17 protein-coding genes are annotated in these 16024 nt (G+C 70.2%); 9 read left to right on the top strand and 8 right to left on the bottom strand.

Annotated features, from left to right (window positions below):
- Position 1: 1 nt before the first annotated feature.
- Both C8N38_RS09085 and C8N38_RS09080 read left to right on the top strand, forming a co-directional pair.
- Positions 2 to 3124 (top strand): efflux RND transporter permease subunit, encoded by a 3123-nt coding sequence (locus C8N38_RS09085; protein WP_108026313.1) that lies wholly within the window; start codon positions 2 to 4, stop codon positions 3122 to 3124.
- A 213-nt stretch (positions 3125 to 3337) separates the two neighbouring features.
- The gene (locus C8N38_RS09080; RefSeq protein ID WP_108026311.1) at positions 3338 to 3547 is read left to right on the top strand and encodes a TOBE domain-containing protein; all 210 of its coding nucleotides are present in this window, start codon (positions 3338 to 3340) and stop codon (positions 3545 to 3547) included.
- A 116-nt stretch (positions 3548 to 3663) separates the two neighbouring features.
- Here the strand turns inward: C8N38_RS09080 and C8N38_RS09075 are convergent, their stop codons facing one another.
- Entirely contained in the window at positions 3664 to 4134 is a 471-nt protein-coding gene (locus C8N38_RS09075) for an SAM-dependent methyltransferase (RefSeq protein ID WP_108026310.1), read from the bottom strand.
- Between the two features lie 309 nt (positions 4135 to 4443).
- On the opposite strand from C8N38_RS09075, the gene C8N38_RS09070 reads away from it, so the two are divergent.
- A complete protein-coding gene (locus C8N38_RS09070) occupies positions 4444 to 5229 on the top strand; it encodes a TOBE domain-containing protein (RefSeq protein ID WP_108026309.1) in 786 nt (261 codons plus the stop codon).
- Between the two features lie 55 nt (positions 5230 to 5284).
- Here C8N38_RS09070 and C8N38_RS09065 read toward each other — a convergent pair whose 3' ends face one another.
- Positions 5285 to 5809, bottom strand: coding sequence for a DUF2478 domain-containing protein (locus C8N38_RS09065; RefSeq protein WP_108026307.1), 525 nt, complete (start codon positions 5807 to 5809; stop codon positions 5285 to 5287).
- Positions 5810 to 6166: 357 nt separating this feature from the next.
- On the opposite strand from C8N38_RS09065, the gene C8N38_RS09060 reads away from it, so the two are divergent.
- A complete protein-coding gene (locus C8N38_RS09060; RefSeq protein ID WP_108026305.1) occupies positions 6167 to 8116 on the top strand; it encodes a TonB-dependent receptor domain-containing protein in 1950 nt (649 codons plus the stop codon).
- Between the two features lie 79 nt (positions 8117 to 8195).
- On the opposite strand, the gene C8N38_RS09055 is transcribed toward C8N38_RS09060, so the two are convergent.
- Positions 8196 to 8498 carry a DUF2218 domain-containing protein gene (locus tag C8N38_RS09055; RefSeq protein WP_108026303.1) on the bottom strand — a complete coding sequence of 101 codons (303 nt, stop codon included), beginning with the start codon at positions 8496 to 8498 and terminating at the stop codon, positions 8196 to 8198.
- A 162-nt stretch (positions 8499 to 8660) separates the two neighbouring features.
- Between C8N38_RS09055 and C8N38_RS09050 the strand changes: the two genes are divergently transcribed.
- The 4 genes from C8N38_RS09050 to C8N38_RS09035 are packed head-to-tail and all read left to right on the top strand — an operon-like array spanning position 8661 to position 12259.
- Complete coding sequence (locus C8N38_RS09050) at positions 8661 to 9581, top strand: siderophore ABC transporter substrate-binding protein (RefSeq protein WP_108026301.1); 921 nt, start codon at positions 8661 to 8663, stop codon at positions 9579 to 9581.
- Positions 9578 to 10537 (top strand): ABC transporter permease, encoded by a 960-nt coding sequence (locus C8N38_RS09045; protein WP_108026299.1) that lies wholly within the window; start codon positions 9578 to 9580, stop codon positions 10535 to 10537. The genes C8N38_RS09050 and C8N38_RS09045 overlap by 4 nt, the downstream gene beginning before the upstream one ends.
- Positions 10530 to 11501: an iron chelate uptake ABC transporter family permease subunit gene (locus tag C8N38_RS09040; protein WP_108026297.1), complete on the top strand. Its 972-nt coding sequence runs from the start codon at positions 10530 to 10532 to the stop codon at positions 11499 to 11501. The genes C8N38_RS09045 and C8N38_RS09040 overlap by 8 nt, the downstream gene beginning before the upstream one ends.
- The gene (locus C8N38_RS09035) at positions 11498 to 12259 is read left to right on the top strand and encodes an ATP-binding cassette domain-containing protein (RefSeq protein ID WP_108026295.1); all 762 of its coding nucleotides are present in this window, start codon (positions 11498 to 11500) and stop codon (positions 12257 to 12259) included. The genes C8N38_RS09040 and C8N38_RS09035 overlap by 4 nt, the downstream gene beginning before the upstream one ends.
- A 22-nt stretch (positions 12260 to 12281) precedes the next feature.
- Here the strand turns inward: C8N38_RS09035 and C8N38_RS09030 are convergent, their stop codons facing one another.
- The 5 genes from C8N38_RS09030 to C8N38_RS09010 are packed head-to-tail and all read right to left on the bottom strand — an operon-like array spanning position 12282 to position 14937.
- Positions 12282 to 13070, bottom strand: coding sequence for an energy transducer TonB (locus C8N38_RS09030; protein WP_108026293.1), 789 nt, complete (start codon positions 13068 to 13070; stop codon positions 12282 to 12284).
- Entirely contained in the window at positions 13067 to 13462 is a 396-nt protein-coding gene (locus C8N38_RS09025) for an ExbD/TolR family protein (RefSeq protein WP_108026292.1), read from the bottom strand. Before C8N38_RS09025 ends, C8N38_RS09030 begins: the two co-directional genes overlap by 4 nt.
- A complete protein-coding gene (locus C8N38_RS09020) occupies positions 13459 to 13848 on the bottom strand; it encodes a biopolymer transporter ExbD (RefSeq protein WP_108026290.1) in 390 nt (129 codons plus the stop codon). Before C8N38_RS09020 ends, C8N38_RS09025 begins: the two co-directional genes overlap by 4 nt.
- Positions 13841 to 14500 (bottom strand): MotA/TolQ/ExbB proton channel family protein, encoded by a 660-nt coding sequence (locus C8N38_RS09015; protein WP_108026288.1) that lies wholly within the window; start codon positions 14498 to 14500, stop codon positions 13841 to 13843. The genes C8N38_RS09020 and C8N38_RS09015 overlap by 8 nt, the downstream gene beginning before the upstream one ends.
- Complete coding sequence (locus C8N38_RS09010) at positions 14497 to 14937, bottom strand: hypothetical protein (RefSeq protein ID WP_245895627.1); 441 nt, start codon at positions 14935 to 14937, stop codon at positions 14497 to 14499. The genes C8N38_RS09015 and C8N38_RS09010 overlap by 4 nt, the downstream gene beginning before the upstream one ends.
- Positions 14938 to 15191: 254 nt before the next feature.
- Here C8N38_RS09010 and C8N38_RS09005 point away from each other — a divergent pair, with 254 nt between their 5' ends.
- Positions 15192 to 16013 (top strand): glycoside hydrolase family 25 protein, encoded by an 822-nt coding sequence (locus tag C8N38_RS09005; RefSeq protein ID WP_108026286.1) that lies wholly within the window; start codon positions 15192 to 15194, stop codon positions 16011 to 16013.
- The last annotated feature ends 11 nt before the right edge of the window (positions 16014 to 16024 follow it).

The raw sequence follows: 16024 nt of genomic DNA, 5'->3' as shown, positions 1-16024 counted from the left end.
CATGGCCGCGTTCTTCATCCGACGCCCGGTCTTTGCCTGGGTGCTGGCCATCGTCACCATGCTGGTGGGCGTCTTCGGCCTCGCGACGCTGCCGATCTCGCAATATCCCGACATCGCGCCGACCACCGTGCGGATCTCGGCCACATATACCGGCGCCTCGGCCGAAACCGTCGAGAATTCGGTGACCACCGTGATCGAGGACGGCATGACCGGGCTCGACGGGCTGACCTACATGACCTCGACCTCGTCCGAGGGGTCGGCCAGCGTGTCGCTGACCTTCGACGACACGGTCGATCCCGACATGGCGCAGGTGCAGGTGCAGAACAAGCTGCAGCTGGTGCAATCGAAGCTGCCCGGCAGCGTCACCCAGCAGGGCGTGGCGGTGACCCGCTCGACCAGCTCGATCCTGATGGTGGGCGCGCTCGTGTCCGAGGATGGCAGCCTCAGTTCGGTCCAGCTGGGCGATCTGCTGAGTTCGACGATCGAGGACGCGGTGCAGCGGACCGAGGGCGTGGGGTCGATCAACGTCTTCGGCACGCAATATGCGATGCGCATCTGGCTCGATCCCGACCGGCTTTTCCAGTACCAGCTGACGCCCGCCGACGTGACCGCCGCGGTCGCGGCACAGAACACCAACGTCACCGTCGGCGCGCTGGGCGCGCAGCCCGTGGTCGCGGGCCAGCAGATTACGGTATCGCTGTCGGCCCAGTCGCAGCTGAGCTCGGTCGAGGATTTCCAGCGCATCCTGCTGAAGACCGAACCCGACGGGTCCAGCGTCTATCTGGCCGATGTCGCGCGGATCGAGCTGGCCGAGGAAAGCTATGGCAGCTCCAGCCGCTTCAACGGCAAGCCCGCGGCGGGCTTCGGGGTCAACCTCGCGACCGGGGCCAACGCGGTCGAGACCGCCAGCCGGGTCCGTGCCACCATCGACGGGCTGGCGGGATCGCTGCCCGAGGGCGTGGCGGTCGAGTACCCCTATGACACCTCGCCCTTCGTCGAGCAGTCGATCGAGCAGGTCTATCACACCCTGGGCGAGGCCATCGTCCTGGTCTTTCTGGTGATCCTTCTCTTCCTGCAAAGCTGGCGCGCGACGCTGGTGCCGACCATCGCGGTGCCGGTCGTGCTGCTGGGCACCTTCGGGGTGCTGGCGGCGCTGGGCATGTCGATCAACACGCTCAGTATGTTCGCGCTGGTGCTGGCGATCGGGCTATTGGTCGACGACGCCATCGTGGTGGTCGAGAATGTCGAGCGGGTGATGGCCGAAGAAGGGCTCGGGCCTCGCGAGGCCACCGAAAAGAGCATGGGCGAGATTTCGGGCGCGCTGGTTGGCATCGTGGTGGTGTTGTCGGCGGTGTTCCTGCCGATGGCCTTCATGTCGGGCTCGACCGGGGTGATCTACCGGCAGTTCTCGGTGACGATCATCTCGGCGATGGTGCTGTCGCTGCTGGTCGCGCTGATCCTGACGCCCGCCATGTGCGCGACCCTGCTGCGGCCCGGAGACGGCCATGCGCAGCTGGCGCCTCTGCGCTGGTTCAATGCCGGGCTCGACCGGCTGACCGGCGGCTATGGCGGCAGCGTGGCGCGGTTTTCCCGGCGGCCGTTCCGGATGCTGATCGTGCTGGCCGCGGTCGGGATCGGTGCCGGGCTCGTCTATCGCGAGGTGCCCTCGTCCTTCCTGCCGACGGAGGATCAGGGCGTGCTGATGGCGACCATCGAGCTGCCCCAGCACGCCACCACCGCCCAGACCGAGGAGGCGGTCGCGGCGCTGGAAAACCACATGCTGACTGCCACCGACGGCGCGGTCGACTCGGTCTTCTCGGCGGTCGGCTTCAGCTTCGGCGGCAGCGGGCAGAACGCGGCGATGATGTTCGTCAAGCTGCGCGACTATGCCGACCGGCCCGGACTTGACGCCGAGACCCTGAGCACCCGGACCAACGGCGCCTTCTTCCAGAACCGGTTCGGCCAGATCTACGTCATGCAACCGCCCGCGATCCCAGGCATGGGCACCTCGTCCGGTTTTACCATGTATCTGGTCGATCAGGCGGGGACCGGACAGGAGGCGCTGAAGGCGGCCGCCGACCGGCTGGTGGCCGACGCGACCGCCGATGGCCGCGTCACCAACCTGCGCGGCAATGACGACGCCACCAAGCCCTCGCTCCGGCTCGATATCGACCAGCAGAAGGCCGAGGCGCTGGGCGTGTCGCTGTCCGACGTCAACGGGATGCTGGCCACGGTCTTTGCCGGAACCTATGTCAACGATTTCCCGCTGGGCAACGACCTGCGCGAGGTGATCGTGCAGGGCGATGCGCGCTGGCGGATGCAGCCCGAGGATATCGACGCCTGGTATGTGCGCAATTCGGGGGGCGAAATGGTGCCGCTTTCGGCCTTCGTGACCCGGGTCTGGGATGAGGTGACGCCCTCGCTCGACCGCTATGGCGGCACCCGCGCGATGGAAATCTCGGGGGCTCCCGCGCAGGGGATCAGCTCGGGCGACGCCATGGAGGTGATGGAAGAGCTCGTCTCGGGCGCCGAGGGCGGCTATGGCGTCGCCTGGACCGGCCTGTCCTATCAGGAACGGCTGTCGGGCAATCAGGAACCGCTGCTTTATTCGCTGTCGGCGCTGGTCGTGTTCCTGGCGCTTGCGGCCCTTTACGAAAGCTGGGCGGTGCCCTTCGCGGTGATGCTGTCGGTGCCGGTCGGGATTCTGGGCGCGCTGCTGGCGACCTGGCTTCTGGGCCAGTCGAACGACGTCTATTTCAAGGTCGGCCTGCTGACGACCATCGGCCTGGCGGCGCGGAACGCGATCCTGATCGTCGAATTCGCCGAAACCCTCCGGCGGCAGGGCGAGGCCCTGGTCGAGGCGACGGTCACCGCCGCCCGGCAGAGGCTGCGGCCGATCCTGATGACCTCGCTTGCCTTCGGCTTCGGCATCCTGCCGCTGGCGCTGGCCAGCGGCGCCGGGGCCAATGCGCAGAACTCGATCGGCATCGGCATGCTGGGCGGCATCGTCTTCTCGGCGCTGTTCGGCATCGTGATGGTGCCGGTCTTCTACGTTGCCGTTCTGACCGCCGTCGCCCGGCTGCGTCCGTCGTCCCGCCCGGCGCCCGAAGAGGTCCGGGGCTGAGCCCGCAAGCCGCGCCCGGCCGGCCGAGAAAGGGCCGGTCGGGCGCAGCGGTTCATCGCGCCCGGTCGCGCGCGCCGCGCCGTTCGACCAGCGGGTCGTTATGTAGATTTTTCTTATATTGCAAAAGGCCTTGCCCCGTCCGAACAAGAGAGACCGGCAGCAGGCCGGACGTGCCGGCCCGACGGGTCGGCCCATCGGGAAAGGAATGACAAGATGAAACTCAGCGCACGCAACATCCTCGCCGGGACCGTCACCGCGGTCGAGACCGGAACCGTCACGACCCATGTCAAGATCGACGTGGGCGGCGGCGCCATCGTCACCGCTTCGATCACCAACGAGGCCGCCACCGACCTGAACCTGAAGGTCGGCGACAAGGCCAGCGCCATCATCAAGTCGAGCGACGTTCTGGTCGGCAAGGACTGATCCTTCCGTCCCGGGGGGCGGGCCCGAGCCTGCCTCCCCTGCCCCTTGCCTGCCCTCCTGCCCGCCCCCGCCGGGGGAAACCCGCGGATCAGTGTTCCGGGCTCAGTGTTCCGGGCTCAGTGTTCTGGGCAGGGCCGCCCGCCATAGTCGGGCTTGAGGTCGATCAGCGGCGTCCCGTCGACGCAATCGAGCCCCCGCACCAGCAGCACATCGCCCTCGCGCCCCAGAAGCGTGACCACCGAACAGGCCACCGGATTGGGCCGGTTGGGCGAGCGCAGCGCGAAGGTGCCGACGGTCTCGCCGTCATTGCGCGGGCTCTGGCGCACCAGATCGCGCCGCGCCCCGTCCATCCAGTACAGAAGCAGCAGGTTTTCCTTGCGCTCGATCCCGGCCAGCGCCTCGCGCCAGCGCGGGTCGATCTCGATCCGGCAGACCGGGCCAGCGGTGCGGTCGCCCTGGCGCGGGCAATCGCGCGGCGACGTCCAGGGGGTCCTGAGCCGCCCGACGAACCACACTGTCGCATCGCCGGTCTGCGGCAGCGGGGCGCAGACCTCGCCCGCCCGGATCTCGGCCATGACCTTTTCCATGCGTCTTCCTTTCGCGTCTGGCCGCGCACTGGCGGCGAAGGGGATTTTCGCTATGTTCACCACTTATATAACGGCTGGCAAGAGGCCGCCCCGCCGCGGCGATCTCTCTGGTGCGGGGTCGCTGTCCGACCGGGCAGAATGCCCGTAAAAGCGGCGCCATCGAAGGCGTCCCGGTGGCGGGATGCGCGCAAAGGCGCGCCTGTTCCCAAGATCAGCGACACCCCGCCCGGTGGCATGCCACTCAGCGGTGGCGGGCCGGGCGCCTTCGCGCTAAGACGGGGCGATGTCTGCGAAAGGAGCGAGACGGCGATGCCGGTTGGAGTGCGCAGTGCGCTGACGCTGGAACGGCCCGGGGCGCGGATGGGCGCCGACCGGGTGGCGCTTCTGGCCGCGGTCGGCCGGACCGGGTCGATCTCGGCGGCTGCGCGCGAGGTGGGGCTGTCCTACAAGGCCGCCTGGGACGGGGTGCAGGCGATGAACAACATCTTCGCAAGCCCCCTGGTCAGCGCCGCCCCCGGCGGGCGCGCGGGCGGCGGCGCGGCGCTGACCCCCGCGGGCGAGAAGATCATCGCCGCCTTCACCGCGATCCAGGAGGGGTTGGAACGGGTGGTCGCCTCGCTCGACAGCCAGATCGACCTCGACCCCGGCGACATTCTCTGGAGCCTGATGATGAAGACCTCGGCCCGCAACACCTACCGCGCCACCGTGACCTCGGTGACCGAAAGCCCGGTCAGCGCCGAGGTGCAGATGGATATCGGCGGCGGCCAGACGCTGGCCTCGGTCATCACCGGCCACAGCGCCGCCGAGATGGGGCTGGCCCCCGGCATCGAGGTCTTCGCGCTGGTCAAGTCGAGCTTCGTGATCCTCGCGAAGGGGCACGAGCTTGGCCCGATGTCGGTCCGCAACCGGCTGACCGGCACCGTCACCGGGCGCACCGACGGGCCGGTGAACAGCGAGATCGTGCTGGATCTCGGAAGCGACAAGACGCTGGTCGCGACGATCACCCGCGAAAGCGCCGAGGCGCTGGCGCTGGCCCCGGGCGACGCCGCGACCGCGCTGATCAAGTCGAGCCATGTGATCCTGGCCCTGCCCTAGGTCCCCGTGGGCCCGGCAGGCCGGTCGCTTGTGCCGCAGATCGGACCTCAGACCGTCAGACCCGGGCGCAGGTCCCGGCCCGGCACCAGTCCAGGACCGCCGCCCGGTCGGGCACGAGCCGGTCGGCCACGCCGCCGGTGAAGTCGTCCCAGGCCTCGGTGCAATCGGCCTTGACCGCGACCAGCACCGGCACCTGCCGCTCGCAGGCGCGTTCGATCACCGAGCGGAACCCGTGCCCCTCGACCTCGGCCTTGCCGAAGCGCGGCAGGATCAGCATGTCGGGCGCGGTCTCGAGTGCGGCCAGCGCGGCGCAGGCCGCCTCGGCCAGCCCCTGCGGGTCGAGCTTGCAGCCCTGCGACCCCGGCCCCAGATCCTGCGAGATCGAAAAGACGCCGCCGCCGGTCAGGTCCTCGACCGCCATGCCGCCATTCGGGCCGCGACCCTGACGGAACCCGGCGACACGGGCGCCCTCGGCGCGCAGGGCCGCCACGACCTCCGCCAGCAGCGCGTCGATGGCCAGATCTTCCAAAAGCGGGATCGCGGCGATCCGGAACGGGGCGTCGTCGCTGGTGTCGGTCATCCTTGCCTCTCGCGGATAGCGTTCTGCATTGAAGCTACATAGCGCATCCCGGGCCGCGCAATGCCGACCCGAGGATCGGGCCGCGCGGCGCGACCTTTCGCCACGCAACGGCGCGTCCGACAGATCGAAATGCCCAAAACCGCGCCACCCGTGCGTTGCGGGGCGGCGTCCTGGCAGGTCGTGGGGGGCGAGCGCCGATTCCGTTCTTGCATGTGCGGCGCAAATTCGTATCTACGCGAAGACCAACCAAAACCGTCAGATATACGCCGCGGCTCTGCCCGGCGAACAGCAAAAGCCAGATCGCCCGTCCCCGGACGCGCTGTCCAGCCATGTGACACGCAGAATTGGGGACAACGCATGAACCGGACCTCCCGAGGCCTGCTGCTTCTGGGCGCCTGCTGGGCAGGCAGCGCCGCTTTCGGCCAGGATACCAACCAGACCTATCTCGGCACCCTGCGGATCGAGGGGGCAGAAGCCCAGGACCTTCTGGGCAATACCGAAGTCTCCGCCGAGGACCTTGAAAACCGCAACCCGTCCAGCGTGAAGGACGTCTTTCAGGGCGAGGCCTCGGTCACGGTCGGGGGCGGCGCGGCGATCGCGCAGAAGGTCTTCGTGAACGGGATCGAGGAAAGCCTGCTGTCGGTCACCATCGACGGCGCGCGCCAAAACAAGGGCGCCTTCCACCATACCGGCAACGTGCTGATCGACCCGGAACTGCTGAAGCGGGTCGAGGTGACCAAGGGCCTTGCCCCGGCCGATGGCGGCCCGGGCGGTCTGGCCGGGTCCATCGCCTACGAGACCAAGGATGCCCGCGATCTGCTGGAGCCGGGCAAGAGTTTCGGCGGCATCGCCAGCATCGGCACCTCGACCAACGGCACCGACCTGCGCAGCGCGTTGACGCTCTTCGGCCAGCAGGGCGGGCTTGACTACCTGCTGAGCGGCACGCGCGAGATCGGCGGCGAGTACGAGGACGGCGACGGCACCACCATGACGGGGACCGAGCCCGACCTGAGCTCGTATACCGCCAAGCTTGGCTTCACCACGCCATCGGGCAAGCGGCTGACCTTCAGCGCCTCGGAAACAGAGGACGAGGGCCGCCGGGCGGCGCAGCTGGGCGGCAACGGGCTTTACTTCATCCGGCCCGACTTCGCCGGGCTGACTTCGGGCGACAGCGTGCTGGTCGACGGCTATGCCCGGCGCAGCTCGTTCACGTTCAGCTATGCCGACGAGGCGCCCGAAGGCTGGTTCGCGCCCAAGCTGCAACTGTCCTATAACGAGCAGGAGGTCGACGTCGTCGGCGCCTGGGGGCTCAATACCAGCCTCAGCGGCAGCGCCAGCAACGAATGGCAGATCGGCACCGGCACCCTGACCGCCGGGCTCGACTTCTTCGACGAGACCGCCAAGGGGCGCGGGCGCGGCACCGCCCCCTATGACAGCCGCGGCAAGGAGAGCATGACCAATGTCGGCCTCTTCGCCCAGGCGCGCCAGGACCTGACCGACAGGGTCTCGGTTTCCTACGGGCTGCGCTATGACATGCAGGAGTTCGACGCCGCCGACGGACAGGAATTCGACGGCAGCGGGCTCAGCGCCAATGCCTCGGTCGATGTGGTGCTGACCGAACGGCTGACGCTGAATGCCGGGATCGCCTCGACCTGGGGCGGCTACGAGCTGGGCGAGGCAGCGCTGGTCAATTTCGGCGGCGACTGGACCTATGACGGCTTCACCACCTCGCGCAGCACCGCAAGCCGCCTGGGCCTGCGCTACGAGACCGGCCCCTGGTCAGTCAGCGGCGCGGTTTTCTACACCGGAATCGACGATCTCAACGCGGTGCTGCCCACAGGCGCTGACCGTGGCGCACTGGCCGATGTCACCTCGCGCGGGGTCGAGGGGTCGATCGGCTGGCAGGGCAGCGACGGCTTCGCCCGGCTGAACTACACCTATGCCGATGTCGAGCTCGATGGCGACACTGTCGGCACCACGTCCTACTACTATGGCCGCCCGGTCGGGCATATCATCGCGCTGGAAGGTGGGCTCGACGTGACACCGGCCTGGCGGCTGGGCGGATCGGCGGAAATCGCCCTGAAGAACACCGACACGCCGACCGACCTTCCGGGCTATGAAGTGCTGAACCTGCACGCGACCTATGCCCCCGAACGGCTGAACGGAGTCGAGATCCGGTTCGATATCCGCAATGTGCTGGATGAAACCTATGCCAGCCGCAGCTCGGACGGGCTGAATTACAGCCGGGTGGTCGCGCTGAACGAGGCGGGCCGGACCTTCGGGGTCAGCGCCCGCTGGCGGTTCTGAAATCGCAAGTGGCGCGGGGCATGGCCGGACCGATGGGTCCTAGCCGGCCCCGGCCCTGCCCCGAACCGGCCGGGGCCGCCTAGGCGGCCTTGGCACCGTTCCAGTCCATCTTCTCGAAGCCCTCGCGGAAGGCGAAGCGCGCCAGATGGCTGTCGACGATGTTGCGGGCAAGCTCCAGCGCGGCGGCATCGGCCCCGCTGACGGTGACGCTCAGCACCCCGTCGGCGGCCTCGAGGCTGGCCTCGCCCGGGGGCAGCGCGACCCGGCCGCGGTCGGCGTCGTATTCGACCTCGACCTTGTGGGCGAAATGCTTGCAGAGCTGCTGAAGATAGCTGCTCGCCTTTTGCGTGGCGAACACGCCGGTATCGTGAAGAAGGGCCATCTTTTATTCCTGACTTTTTCCGTCAATTTAGACCTTGCCCCGGTTGCGGGCAAGGCGCTATGGGGGCGTGACCGGTCACAGCACCGCTACCACGCAGGGATCCCGGACGCCGCCAGCCCGCCGCAAGCCCGTCTCCGCCCCCATCGCAGGAAAGGACGCATCATGCGCTGCCGCCGTCTGGCTCCGCTTCTGGCTCCGCTTGCCCTGGCGCTTTGCCTCGGCCTTCCGGCAGCCGCCCGCACCGTCACCGTCGAGACCGCCACCGGCCCGACCGCGCTGACCGCCGACCCGCCCCGGGTGGCGGTGATGGACATCGCGGCGCTCGACACGCTGGACGCGCTGGGGATCAACGTCGCGGGCGTGCCCGAGCCGCATTACCTGCCCTATCTCGACGCAGCCGCCAGCCGTGCGACCCGGATCGGCACCCTGTTCGAGCCCGATTTCGAGGCGCTCGCGATCCTCGATCCCGGGCTGATCGTGGTCGGCAGCCGGTCCTCGGGACAGGCCGCCGCGCTGGCGCGGATCGCGCCGACCATCGACATGACCGTGACCGGGCAGGACATGCTGGCCGAGACCCGCGCCCGGCTGCAGGCCTATGGCCGCCTCTTCGGGCGCGAGACCGAGGCCGCAACGCTCGAGGCCGCGCTGGATGCCCGGATCGCCGCCGCCCGCGCGGCCGTCGCGGACAAGGGCAACGCGCTGATCCTCTTGACCAATGGCGGCAAGATCTCGGCCTATGGCCGCGACAGCCGCTTCGGCTGGCTGCACACCGCCTTGGGTCTGCCCGAGGCGCATCCCGATCTGGGCGCCGCCACCCATGGCGAGGCGATCTCGTTCGAGTTCGTGGCCGAGACCGACCCCGACTGGATCCTCGCCATCGACCGCGGCGCGGCCATCGGCGCCAGCGGCGAGGCGGCCGCGGCGACGCTTGACAACCCGCTGGTCCGAGGCACCGAAGCAGCGCAAGCAGGCCAGATCGTCTACCTCGACAGCGGGCCGCTTTATATCGCGGGCGGCGGGGTGCAGTCGATGATGCACACGCTCGACGAAATCGTCGCGGCCTTTTCCGCCGACCGCCCATGACGGCCGGGCTGCGGCTCTGGCTGGGGCTCGGCACCGCGCTGGCGGCGCTGGCGGGGCTGAGCCTCTGCATCGGCGCGGCCTCTCTTTTCTCGGGCGATCTCGGCACCGGCTGGCTGATCGCGGTCAGCCGCTTCCCGCGCACGGCGGCAGCGCTTCTGGCCGGGATGGGGCTGGCGCTGGCGGGCGTGGTGATCCAGCAGACAGTGCAGAACCGGCTGGTCGAGCCCGCCCTGACCGGCACCCCCGAGGCCGCGATGCTGGGGCTTCTGGGCATCACCCTGATCGCGCCGGGCGCCGCGCCCGTCTGGAAGATGGCGGCCGCGACGGCTTCGGCGCTGATCGGAACGGCGGGGTTTCTGGCGCTCGCCCGCCGCATCCCGCGCCAGGACCCGATGCTCTTGCCGCTGGTCGGGCTGATCTATGGCGGCATCCTCGGCGCCGCCGGGCTGTGGCTGGCCTGGACGACCGATCTTGTCCAGTATCTGGGGATCTGGCGGCTCGGCGAGTTCTCGGGCGTGGTGCAGGGCCGCTACGAGCTGCTTTGGGGCATCGCGGCGCTGGCGCTGCTGGTCTATGCGGCGGCCGACCGGATCACCCTTCTGGGTCTGGGCGAGACCCAGGCGCGCAGCCTCGGGCTGAACCATGCCCAGACCCGCACCCTAGGCCTGGTCGCCGTCGCGGCGATCACCGCGCTGGTGATCGTGACGGTCGGCGCCCTGCCCTTCGTCGGGCTGGTGGCCCCGAACCTCGTGTCGCGCTGGCGCGGCGACAACCTGCGCGCCAACCTGCCGCTGGTCGCGGCCGGGGGGGCGGCCATGGTTCTGGCCGCCGACATCCTCGGCCGGGTGCTGCGGGCGCCTTACGAGATCCCGGCGGCCACCGTCTTCGGCGTCTTCGGCGCAGGCGTCTTCCTCTGGCTGCTTTATGCCGCTCCGGGACCGGCGCGTAATGGCTGAGACTGCGCTGCCGCCTTTGCGCCCCGCCCTGAGGCTCTGGGCACTGACCGGGCTGCTGGCGGCGCTGTCGCTGGTCTTCCTGTTCTGGCACTTGCGCGGCCCGACCGGGTTCATCCTGTCGCTGCGCGCGACCCGGCTCGCCGCGCTGATCCTTGTGGGCGCCGCCACCGGCATGGCGACGGTGCTGTTCCAGACCGTGGCCGCGAACCGGCTTCTGACCCCCGGGATCGTCGGGATCGACGCCCTGTTCATCTTCCTGCAGACCGCGCTGGTGGCGACGCTGGGCGGGCTTGGCTATGCGCTCTTGCCCGAGTTCGGCCGGTTCCTGGCCGAAACCGCGCTGCTGACGCTGGCCGCGGCCGCGCTGTTCGGCCTGTTGCTGCGGCGGGGCGCGGGCGACGTGACGCGGATGATCCTGACCGGGGTGATCCTCGGTGTCCTGCTGCGCGGTCTGGCCGAGCTTTCCCAGCGGATGCTGGACCCGTCCGAATTCGCCGTGGTCCAGCAGGCGATGTTTGCCAGCTTCGGCTCGGTGCCCTCCGGCGCGCTCTGGATGGCCGCCGTCGTTCTGGTCGGGGCGGCCGCGATCGCGATGGTCCTGTCGCCCGCACTGGACGTCGCGGCGCTGGGCCGGCCGACGGCGCGGGGGCTTGGCCTTGCCCATGACCGGCTGGCCATCGCGGCGCTGATGCTTGTTGCGGCGATGGTCGCGGTCTCGACCGCGCTGGTCGGGCCGGTGACCTTTCTGGGCCTCATCGCCGCAGCGCTGGGCCGGGTGCTGGCGGGCACCTACCGCCATGCGGTCCTGCTGCCCGCGGCCGGGCTCTCGGGCGCGGCAATCCTCGTCGCCGGGCAATTCGTGTTCGAGCGGCTTCTGGGCCTGCACTCGACGCTGGCCGTGCTGGTGGAATTCTTCGGCGGGCTGCTGTTCCTCGCCCTCGTCCTGAACAGGAGATCCGCATGATCGAGGTCCGATCGCTGTCCTACGCGGCAGGTGCCACGCCGATCCTGCACGAGGTCGCGCTGGACCTCGCGCCGCGCGGCATCACCGCGCTGATCGGACCGAACGGTGCGGGCAAGTCGAGCTTGCTGCACTGCATCGCGGGGCTTGCGCGCCCCGGCGCAGGCACGGTGCGGATCGACGGGCTCGACCCTTTCGCGGTTCCCGACCGACGGCGGGCGCGGCAGGTGGCGCTGCTCCAGCAATCGCCCACGGTCGCCAGCCGGTTGCGGGTGGCCGAGCTGGTGGGCTTCGGCCGCTGGCCGCATCATGCCGGGCGGCCCGGCCCCGAGGATGCCCGCGTCGTCGCCGAGGCGCTGACCGCCTTCGAGCTCGACGCACTGGCCGAACGGCCTCTCGACACCCTGTCGGGCGGCCAGCGCCAGCGCGCGATGGTGGCCATGGCCTATGCCCAGGCGACGCCCTGGCTGCTGCTTGACGAGCCGCTGAACGCGCTCGATCCGCGCCATGCGCGCGACCTGATGGCCCGGCTGCACGATCTTTCGCGCCCCGGCCCCGAGGGCCGCGCGGTGGTGGTCGTTCTGCATGACATCAACGCGGCGGCGCTTTGGGCCGACCGGGTGGTGGCAATGAAGGACGGCCGGGTGATCGCCGCGGCCGGGGCCGCCGAGGTGCTGCGCGCCGAGATCCTCGAAGAGGTCTTCGACACCCGGTTCGAGATCGTCCCCCATCGCGGGAGGCAGCTGGTCGTGACCCTCTGAATCGGGGCAGACACCGCCCGTCCTACCGCCCCTCGATCCGGATCGAAAAGCTGCGCTGGGCGCCCGGGGGCGGCGGCGGGAAGGGGGCCGCGCGCTGGACGATCCGGAGCGCCGCCTGATCGAGCGCGGCCGAACTCGAGCCGCGGACCACCGAGGCCGAGGCAAGGCTGCCATCGGCCCCGAGGCGGAAGGCCACCACGGCAGCGCCACGCGCGCGGATGCGGGGTTTCGGCACCCGCGACAGCGCCCGCATCACCAGGCCCGGATAGTTCGAGGCCGCGGCATTCCCGGACTCGGCGGTCGCCCCGCCACTGCCGCTGGTGGCGGCCTGTGCCCGGTCGGTGCCCGCCGCCTGACCGGCGCGGGCATTGCGGTCGGCATTGCCCCGGGGCGCGGCCCGAGGCTGGCGGTCGGGCTCAGCCTTCACCGTCTCGGGCGGCGGCGGTTCGGCGGCCTTCGGCGGGGGCTGCTCGGCGGCCGGAGGTGCAGGGTGCTGCGGCTGCGGCGCGGCCTCGGGCAGCGGGCGCAGGGCTTCGGCGGGCGCGGGTTGCACCGCCTCGACCGGGTCGGGCGGCCGGGCGGCGACCGGCTCGGGCGGCGCCGTGGCCTCAAGCACGGTTTCGGCGCTTTCGGCGGTCAGCCGCCCCGCCGCCATGTCGGCGAAACTGGCACCGACCGCCGCCTCGACAGCACCCGCGCGGCCTTCCATCCGGGTTTCGGTCTGCGGCACCAGCACCAAAGCCAGCGCCCCATGGGCACCAAGCGCGAGGCCCAGCGCCAGAACCTTGCCCGCGCGGGAGGACGGGATCATCGCAGCCCCCGTTCGGTCACGATCACGACCCGCCCGGCTCCGGCCGCGCGCAGCGCGCGCGCCAGCGCCACCAGATCGGCGGCGGGCGCCTCACGATCCGGGATAACCCGCACCGTCGCGCCCGTATCGGTCCCGGCATCGGGGTCGAGCGCCTCGACAAAGGCCTCGGGGGTGATCTCGGCGCCCTGCCCGGTGATCCGGCCGTCGGCATGCAGCACCAGCGCATCGGCCGGGGCCGCGCCCTCCAGCCCTTCGGTATCGACGAGTTTCAGCGTCGCATCGAGCGGTGCGGCCAGCGTGCCCGCGACCAGAAAGAAGATCAGCAGAAGAAACACGATGTTGATCAGCGCGATGGTCGGTTCGCGCGGGGCGCGGCGGGATTTCGCGGTCATGACGCCCCCAGAACGGTGACACGGATCCCGGGCACCGCCCGCAGAACCACCAGCAGATCGGTCAGCCGCTGGGCGCTGACCGCGCCGCGCAGCGCCACCAGCACCGGCTGCGCGTCCGCGGCCATACCCTCGGCCGGAGCCAAGGCAAGGGTGTCGGCCAGAGCCTCAAGCGGCATGTCGCGGCCGTTCAGCCGCAGCCCTTCGGGGGCGAGCTGCAGGAAAAGCGGTTTCGTCTCGGGCGTGGCCGCGGACCCGCCCGGCGCCGCGGCCGAAAGGTCGACCTCGGCAAAGCGGGTGAAGGTCGAACTCAGCATGAAGAAAAGCAGCAGCAGGAAGATCACGTCGACCAGCGGCGTCAGCGACAAGGGCCGCCGTCGCCTACGCATGGACCGGACCCGCCGACGCCTCGCCCGCACGCGGCACGCCGTGCGGCCGGGACGGGGCCAGCACGGTATGGATCGCGGTTTCGGCCAGCACCCGCTCGGCCTCCATCCGGCTTTCGAACCAGCTCAGGATCAGCGCGGTCGGCATCGCGACCGCAAGCCCCACCGCCGTCGTCAGCAGCGCCACCCAGATGCCCCCCGCCAGGATCGACGGATCGACCTGCGTGCCCGCCGCCTGCAGCGCCTGAAACGCCGCGATCATGCCCAGAACGGTGCCGAAGAGACCCAGCAGCGGCGACAGCTGCGCCACGGAATCAAGCAGGCGGAAGCCGCGTTCCAGACGGGCGAAGCGGGCCTCGGCCTCGGCGCCCAGCCGCTCGGGATCGGTCTGGCCCGACATGGCAAGCTCGATCACCGGGCGCAGATAGCTGCGCGAGGTCCCGAGCGCGGCGCGCGCCAGCCCCCGGTCGCCGCCATCCCAGGCCGCCACGGCCTCGGTCAGCGCCCGGTGCCGCCCGACGCCTGCCGCCGCGAATTGCCAGAGCTTGTAGATCACCACCGCCACCGTCAGCACCGAGACCCCGATCAGGATCAGCACGACCGGACCGCCCAGATCGGCGACCCGGCGCAGAAGCTCGACCGCCGCCCCGATCATCCGATCAGCTCCACATCGGTGCGCGAACTGAGATCGAGCCCCTCGGCGCAGGCCGCCTCGCCCAGCGTCCCCGCCTCGCAGGCGCTGGTGCCGTTGATCAGGATCTGCCCCAGATCGTCGCAGGCGAGCCCCGGGATCGAGAATTGCCGCACCCGCGGCCGCCCGGCGGGCAGGTCGCCGAAATCGAACAGGGTCAGCCGCTCGACCTGTCCCGCGCGGTCGATCAGCACGGTTTCGAACACCGCACGCTCGATTGCGGCCGGATGCCCGTTCCGGGCCATGAAGCTGATCAGGCAGCCGGTCTCGGCGGGGGCGACCGCGTTCAGCTCGATCGCAAGATGCGGCCCGGCCTCCTCGGCCCGGGCGCCCTGCGCCAGCATGAAGACACAGGCCGCGGCAGCGGCTCCAAAGTGAGATATGCCCATCGCGCGTTCCATTCCCTGCGATCCATCGGTCAATCTGTCCTCTGGCGGCGGGACTTGGTCCTCGCATCTGGCTGGAACGATCGCGCGCAAAGAACCACAGCGGCGCGGTTGGTGCAATACCTGACTAAAACGTTCTGGTCACACTTGGACCGCAGCCACCTCCCGGCGCGGCCGCCCTGCCCCGGCCGCCCGGAGCCGCCGGAAACCGTTGCCTGTGGCCCGGATTCGGGGCCAAATGGCAGGGCATCCCCTGAGCGTCCGGACCCATGCCGCACAAGACATTCGTTCTGCTTCTGGCCCTGTCGCTGATGTCCTGCGGCCCGTCGCCGGGGCGCCAGCCCCCGCCCGCCGCGACGGCCGAGCCGCACCGCGCCGCCCCCTTGCGCCTGGCCGCGGCCGCGCGGCCGCGCTTCGACGATCACGACCCGCATGACTGGACCGGCGCCGGACCCCGCGCCTTTCCGGTGCACGGCATCGACGTCTCGCGCTGGCAGGGCGCCATCGACTGGCCGAGGGTGCGCAAGGCGGGCGTGTCCTTCGTCTATGTCAAGGCGACCGAGGGGATGGAGGACAGCGACCCGATGTTCGGCCAGCACTGGACGGGTGCGGGTCGGGCCGGCGTGACGCGCGGCGCCTATCACCATTTCTACTTTTGCGCCCCGGCCGAGCGGCAGGCGCGCTGGTTCATCGCCAATGTGCCCAAAAGCGCCGACGGGCTGCCGCACATGCTGGACATGGAATGGAACCCGTTTTCGCCGACCTGCCGGGTCAGGCCCGATGCCGCCACCGTCCGCGCCGAGGCCACGACCTTCCTCGATATCGTCGAACGGCACTACGGCCGACGGCCGGTCATCTATACCACGGTCGATTTCGCCCGCGACACCGGCATCACCCGGTTGCCGGGCACGGGCTTCTGGCTGCGCTCGGTCGCCGGGCCGCCCGCGACGACCTATCCGGGCACGCCCTGGACCTTCTGGCAATATACCGGGACCGGGCGGATCGACGGGGTGGCCGGGCCGGTCGATATCAACGTCTTTCGCGGGTCCGAAACGGACTGGCGGGTCTGGGACGGGCACGGCCTGCCCTAGGGCCGGACGGG

It is taken from the genome of Rhodovulum kholense (assembly GCF_003053725.1).
GTDB classification, from domain to species: domain Bacteria; phylum Pseudomonadota; class Alphaproteobacteria; order Rhodobacterales; family Rhodobacteraceae; genus Rhodovulum; species Rhodovulum kholense.
Note: the sequence above shows the minus strand (reverse complement) of the source record. Positions and strands in the feature narration are given on the sequence as shown.

Coding starts and splice junctions, on each gene's coding strand:
- C8N38_RS09005 (WP_108026286.1), top strand. CDS start 15,192: ATGCCGCACAAGACATTCGTTCTGCTTCTGGCCCTGTCGCTGATGTCC.
- C8N38_RS09030 (WP_108026293.1), bottom strand. CDS start 13,070: ATGATCCCGTCCTCCCGCGCGGGCAAGGTTCTGGCGCTGGGCCTCGCG.
- C8N38_RS09010 (WP_245895627.1), bottom strand. CDS start 14,937: ATGGAACGCGCGATGGGCATATCTCACTTTGGAGCCGCTGCCGCGGCC.
- C8N38_RS09040 (WP_108026297.1), top strand. CDS start 10,530: ATGGCTGAGACTGCGCTGCCGCCTTTGCGCCCCGCCCTGAGGCTCTGG.
- C8N38_RS09015 (WP_108026288.1), bottom strand. CDS start 14,500: ATGATCGGGGCGGCGGTCGAGCTTCTGCGCCGGGTCGCCGATCTGGGC.
- C8N38_RS09080 (WP_108026311.1), top strand. CDS start 3,338: ATGAAACTCAGCGCACGCAACATCCTCGCCGGGACCGTCACCGCGGTC.
- C8N38_RS09070 (WP_108026309.1), top strand. CDS start 4,444: ATGCCGGTTGGAGTGCGCAGTGCGCTGACGCTGGAACGGCCCGGGGCG.
- C8N38_RS09085 (WP_108026313.1), top strand. CDS start 2: ATGGCCGCGTTCTTCATCCGACGCCCGGTCTTTGCCTGGGTGCTGGCC.
- C8N38_RS09075 (WP_108026310.1), bottom strand. CDS start 4,134: ATGGAAAAGGTCATGGCCGAGATCCGGGCGGGCGAGGTCTGCGCCCCG.
- C8N38_RS09055 (WP_108026303.1), bottom strand. CDS start 8,498: ATGGCCCTTCTTCACGATACCGGCGTGTTCGCCACGCAAAAGGCGAGC.
- C8N38_RS09020 (WP_108026290.1), bottom strand. CDS start 13,848: ATGCGTAGGCGACGGCGGCCCTTGTCGCTGACGCCGCTGGTCGACGTG.
- C8N38_RS09065 (WP_108026307.1), bottom strand. CDS start 5,809: ATGACCGACACCAGCGACGACGCCCCGTTCCGGATCGCCGCGATCCCG.
- C8N38_RS09045 (WP_108026299.1), top strand. CDS start 9,578: ATGACGGCCGGGCTGCGGCTCTGGCTGGGGCTCGGCACCGCGCTGGCG.
- C8N38_RS09050 (WP_108026301.1), top strand. CDS start 8,661: ATGCGCTGCCGCCGTCTGGCTCCGCTTCTGGCTCCGCTTGCCCTGGCG.
- C8N38_RS09035 (WP_108026295.1), top strand. CDS start 11,498: ATGATCGAGGTCCGATCGCTGTCCTACGCGGCAGGTGCCACGCCGATC.
- C8N38_RS09025 (WP_108026292.1), bottom strand. CDS start 13,462: ATGACCGCGAAATCCCGCCGCGCCCCGCGCGAACCGACCATCGCGCTG.
- C8N38_RS09060 (WP_108026305.1), top strand. CDS start 6,167: ATGAACCGGACCTCCCGAGGCCTGCTGCTTCTGGGCGCCTGCTGGGCA.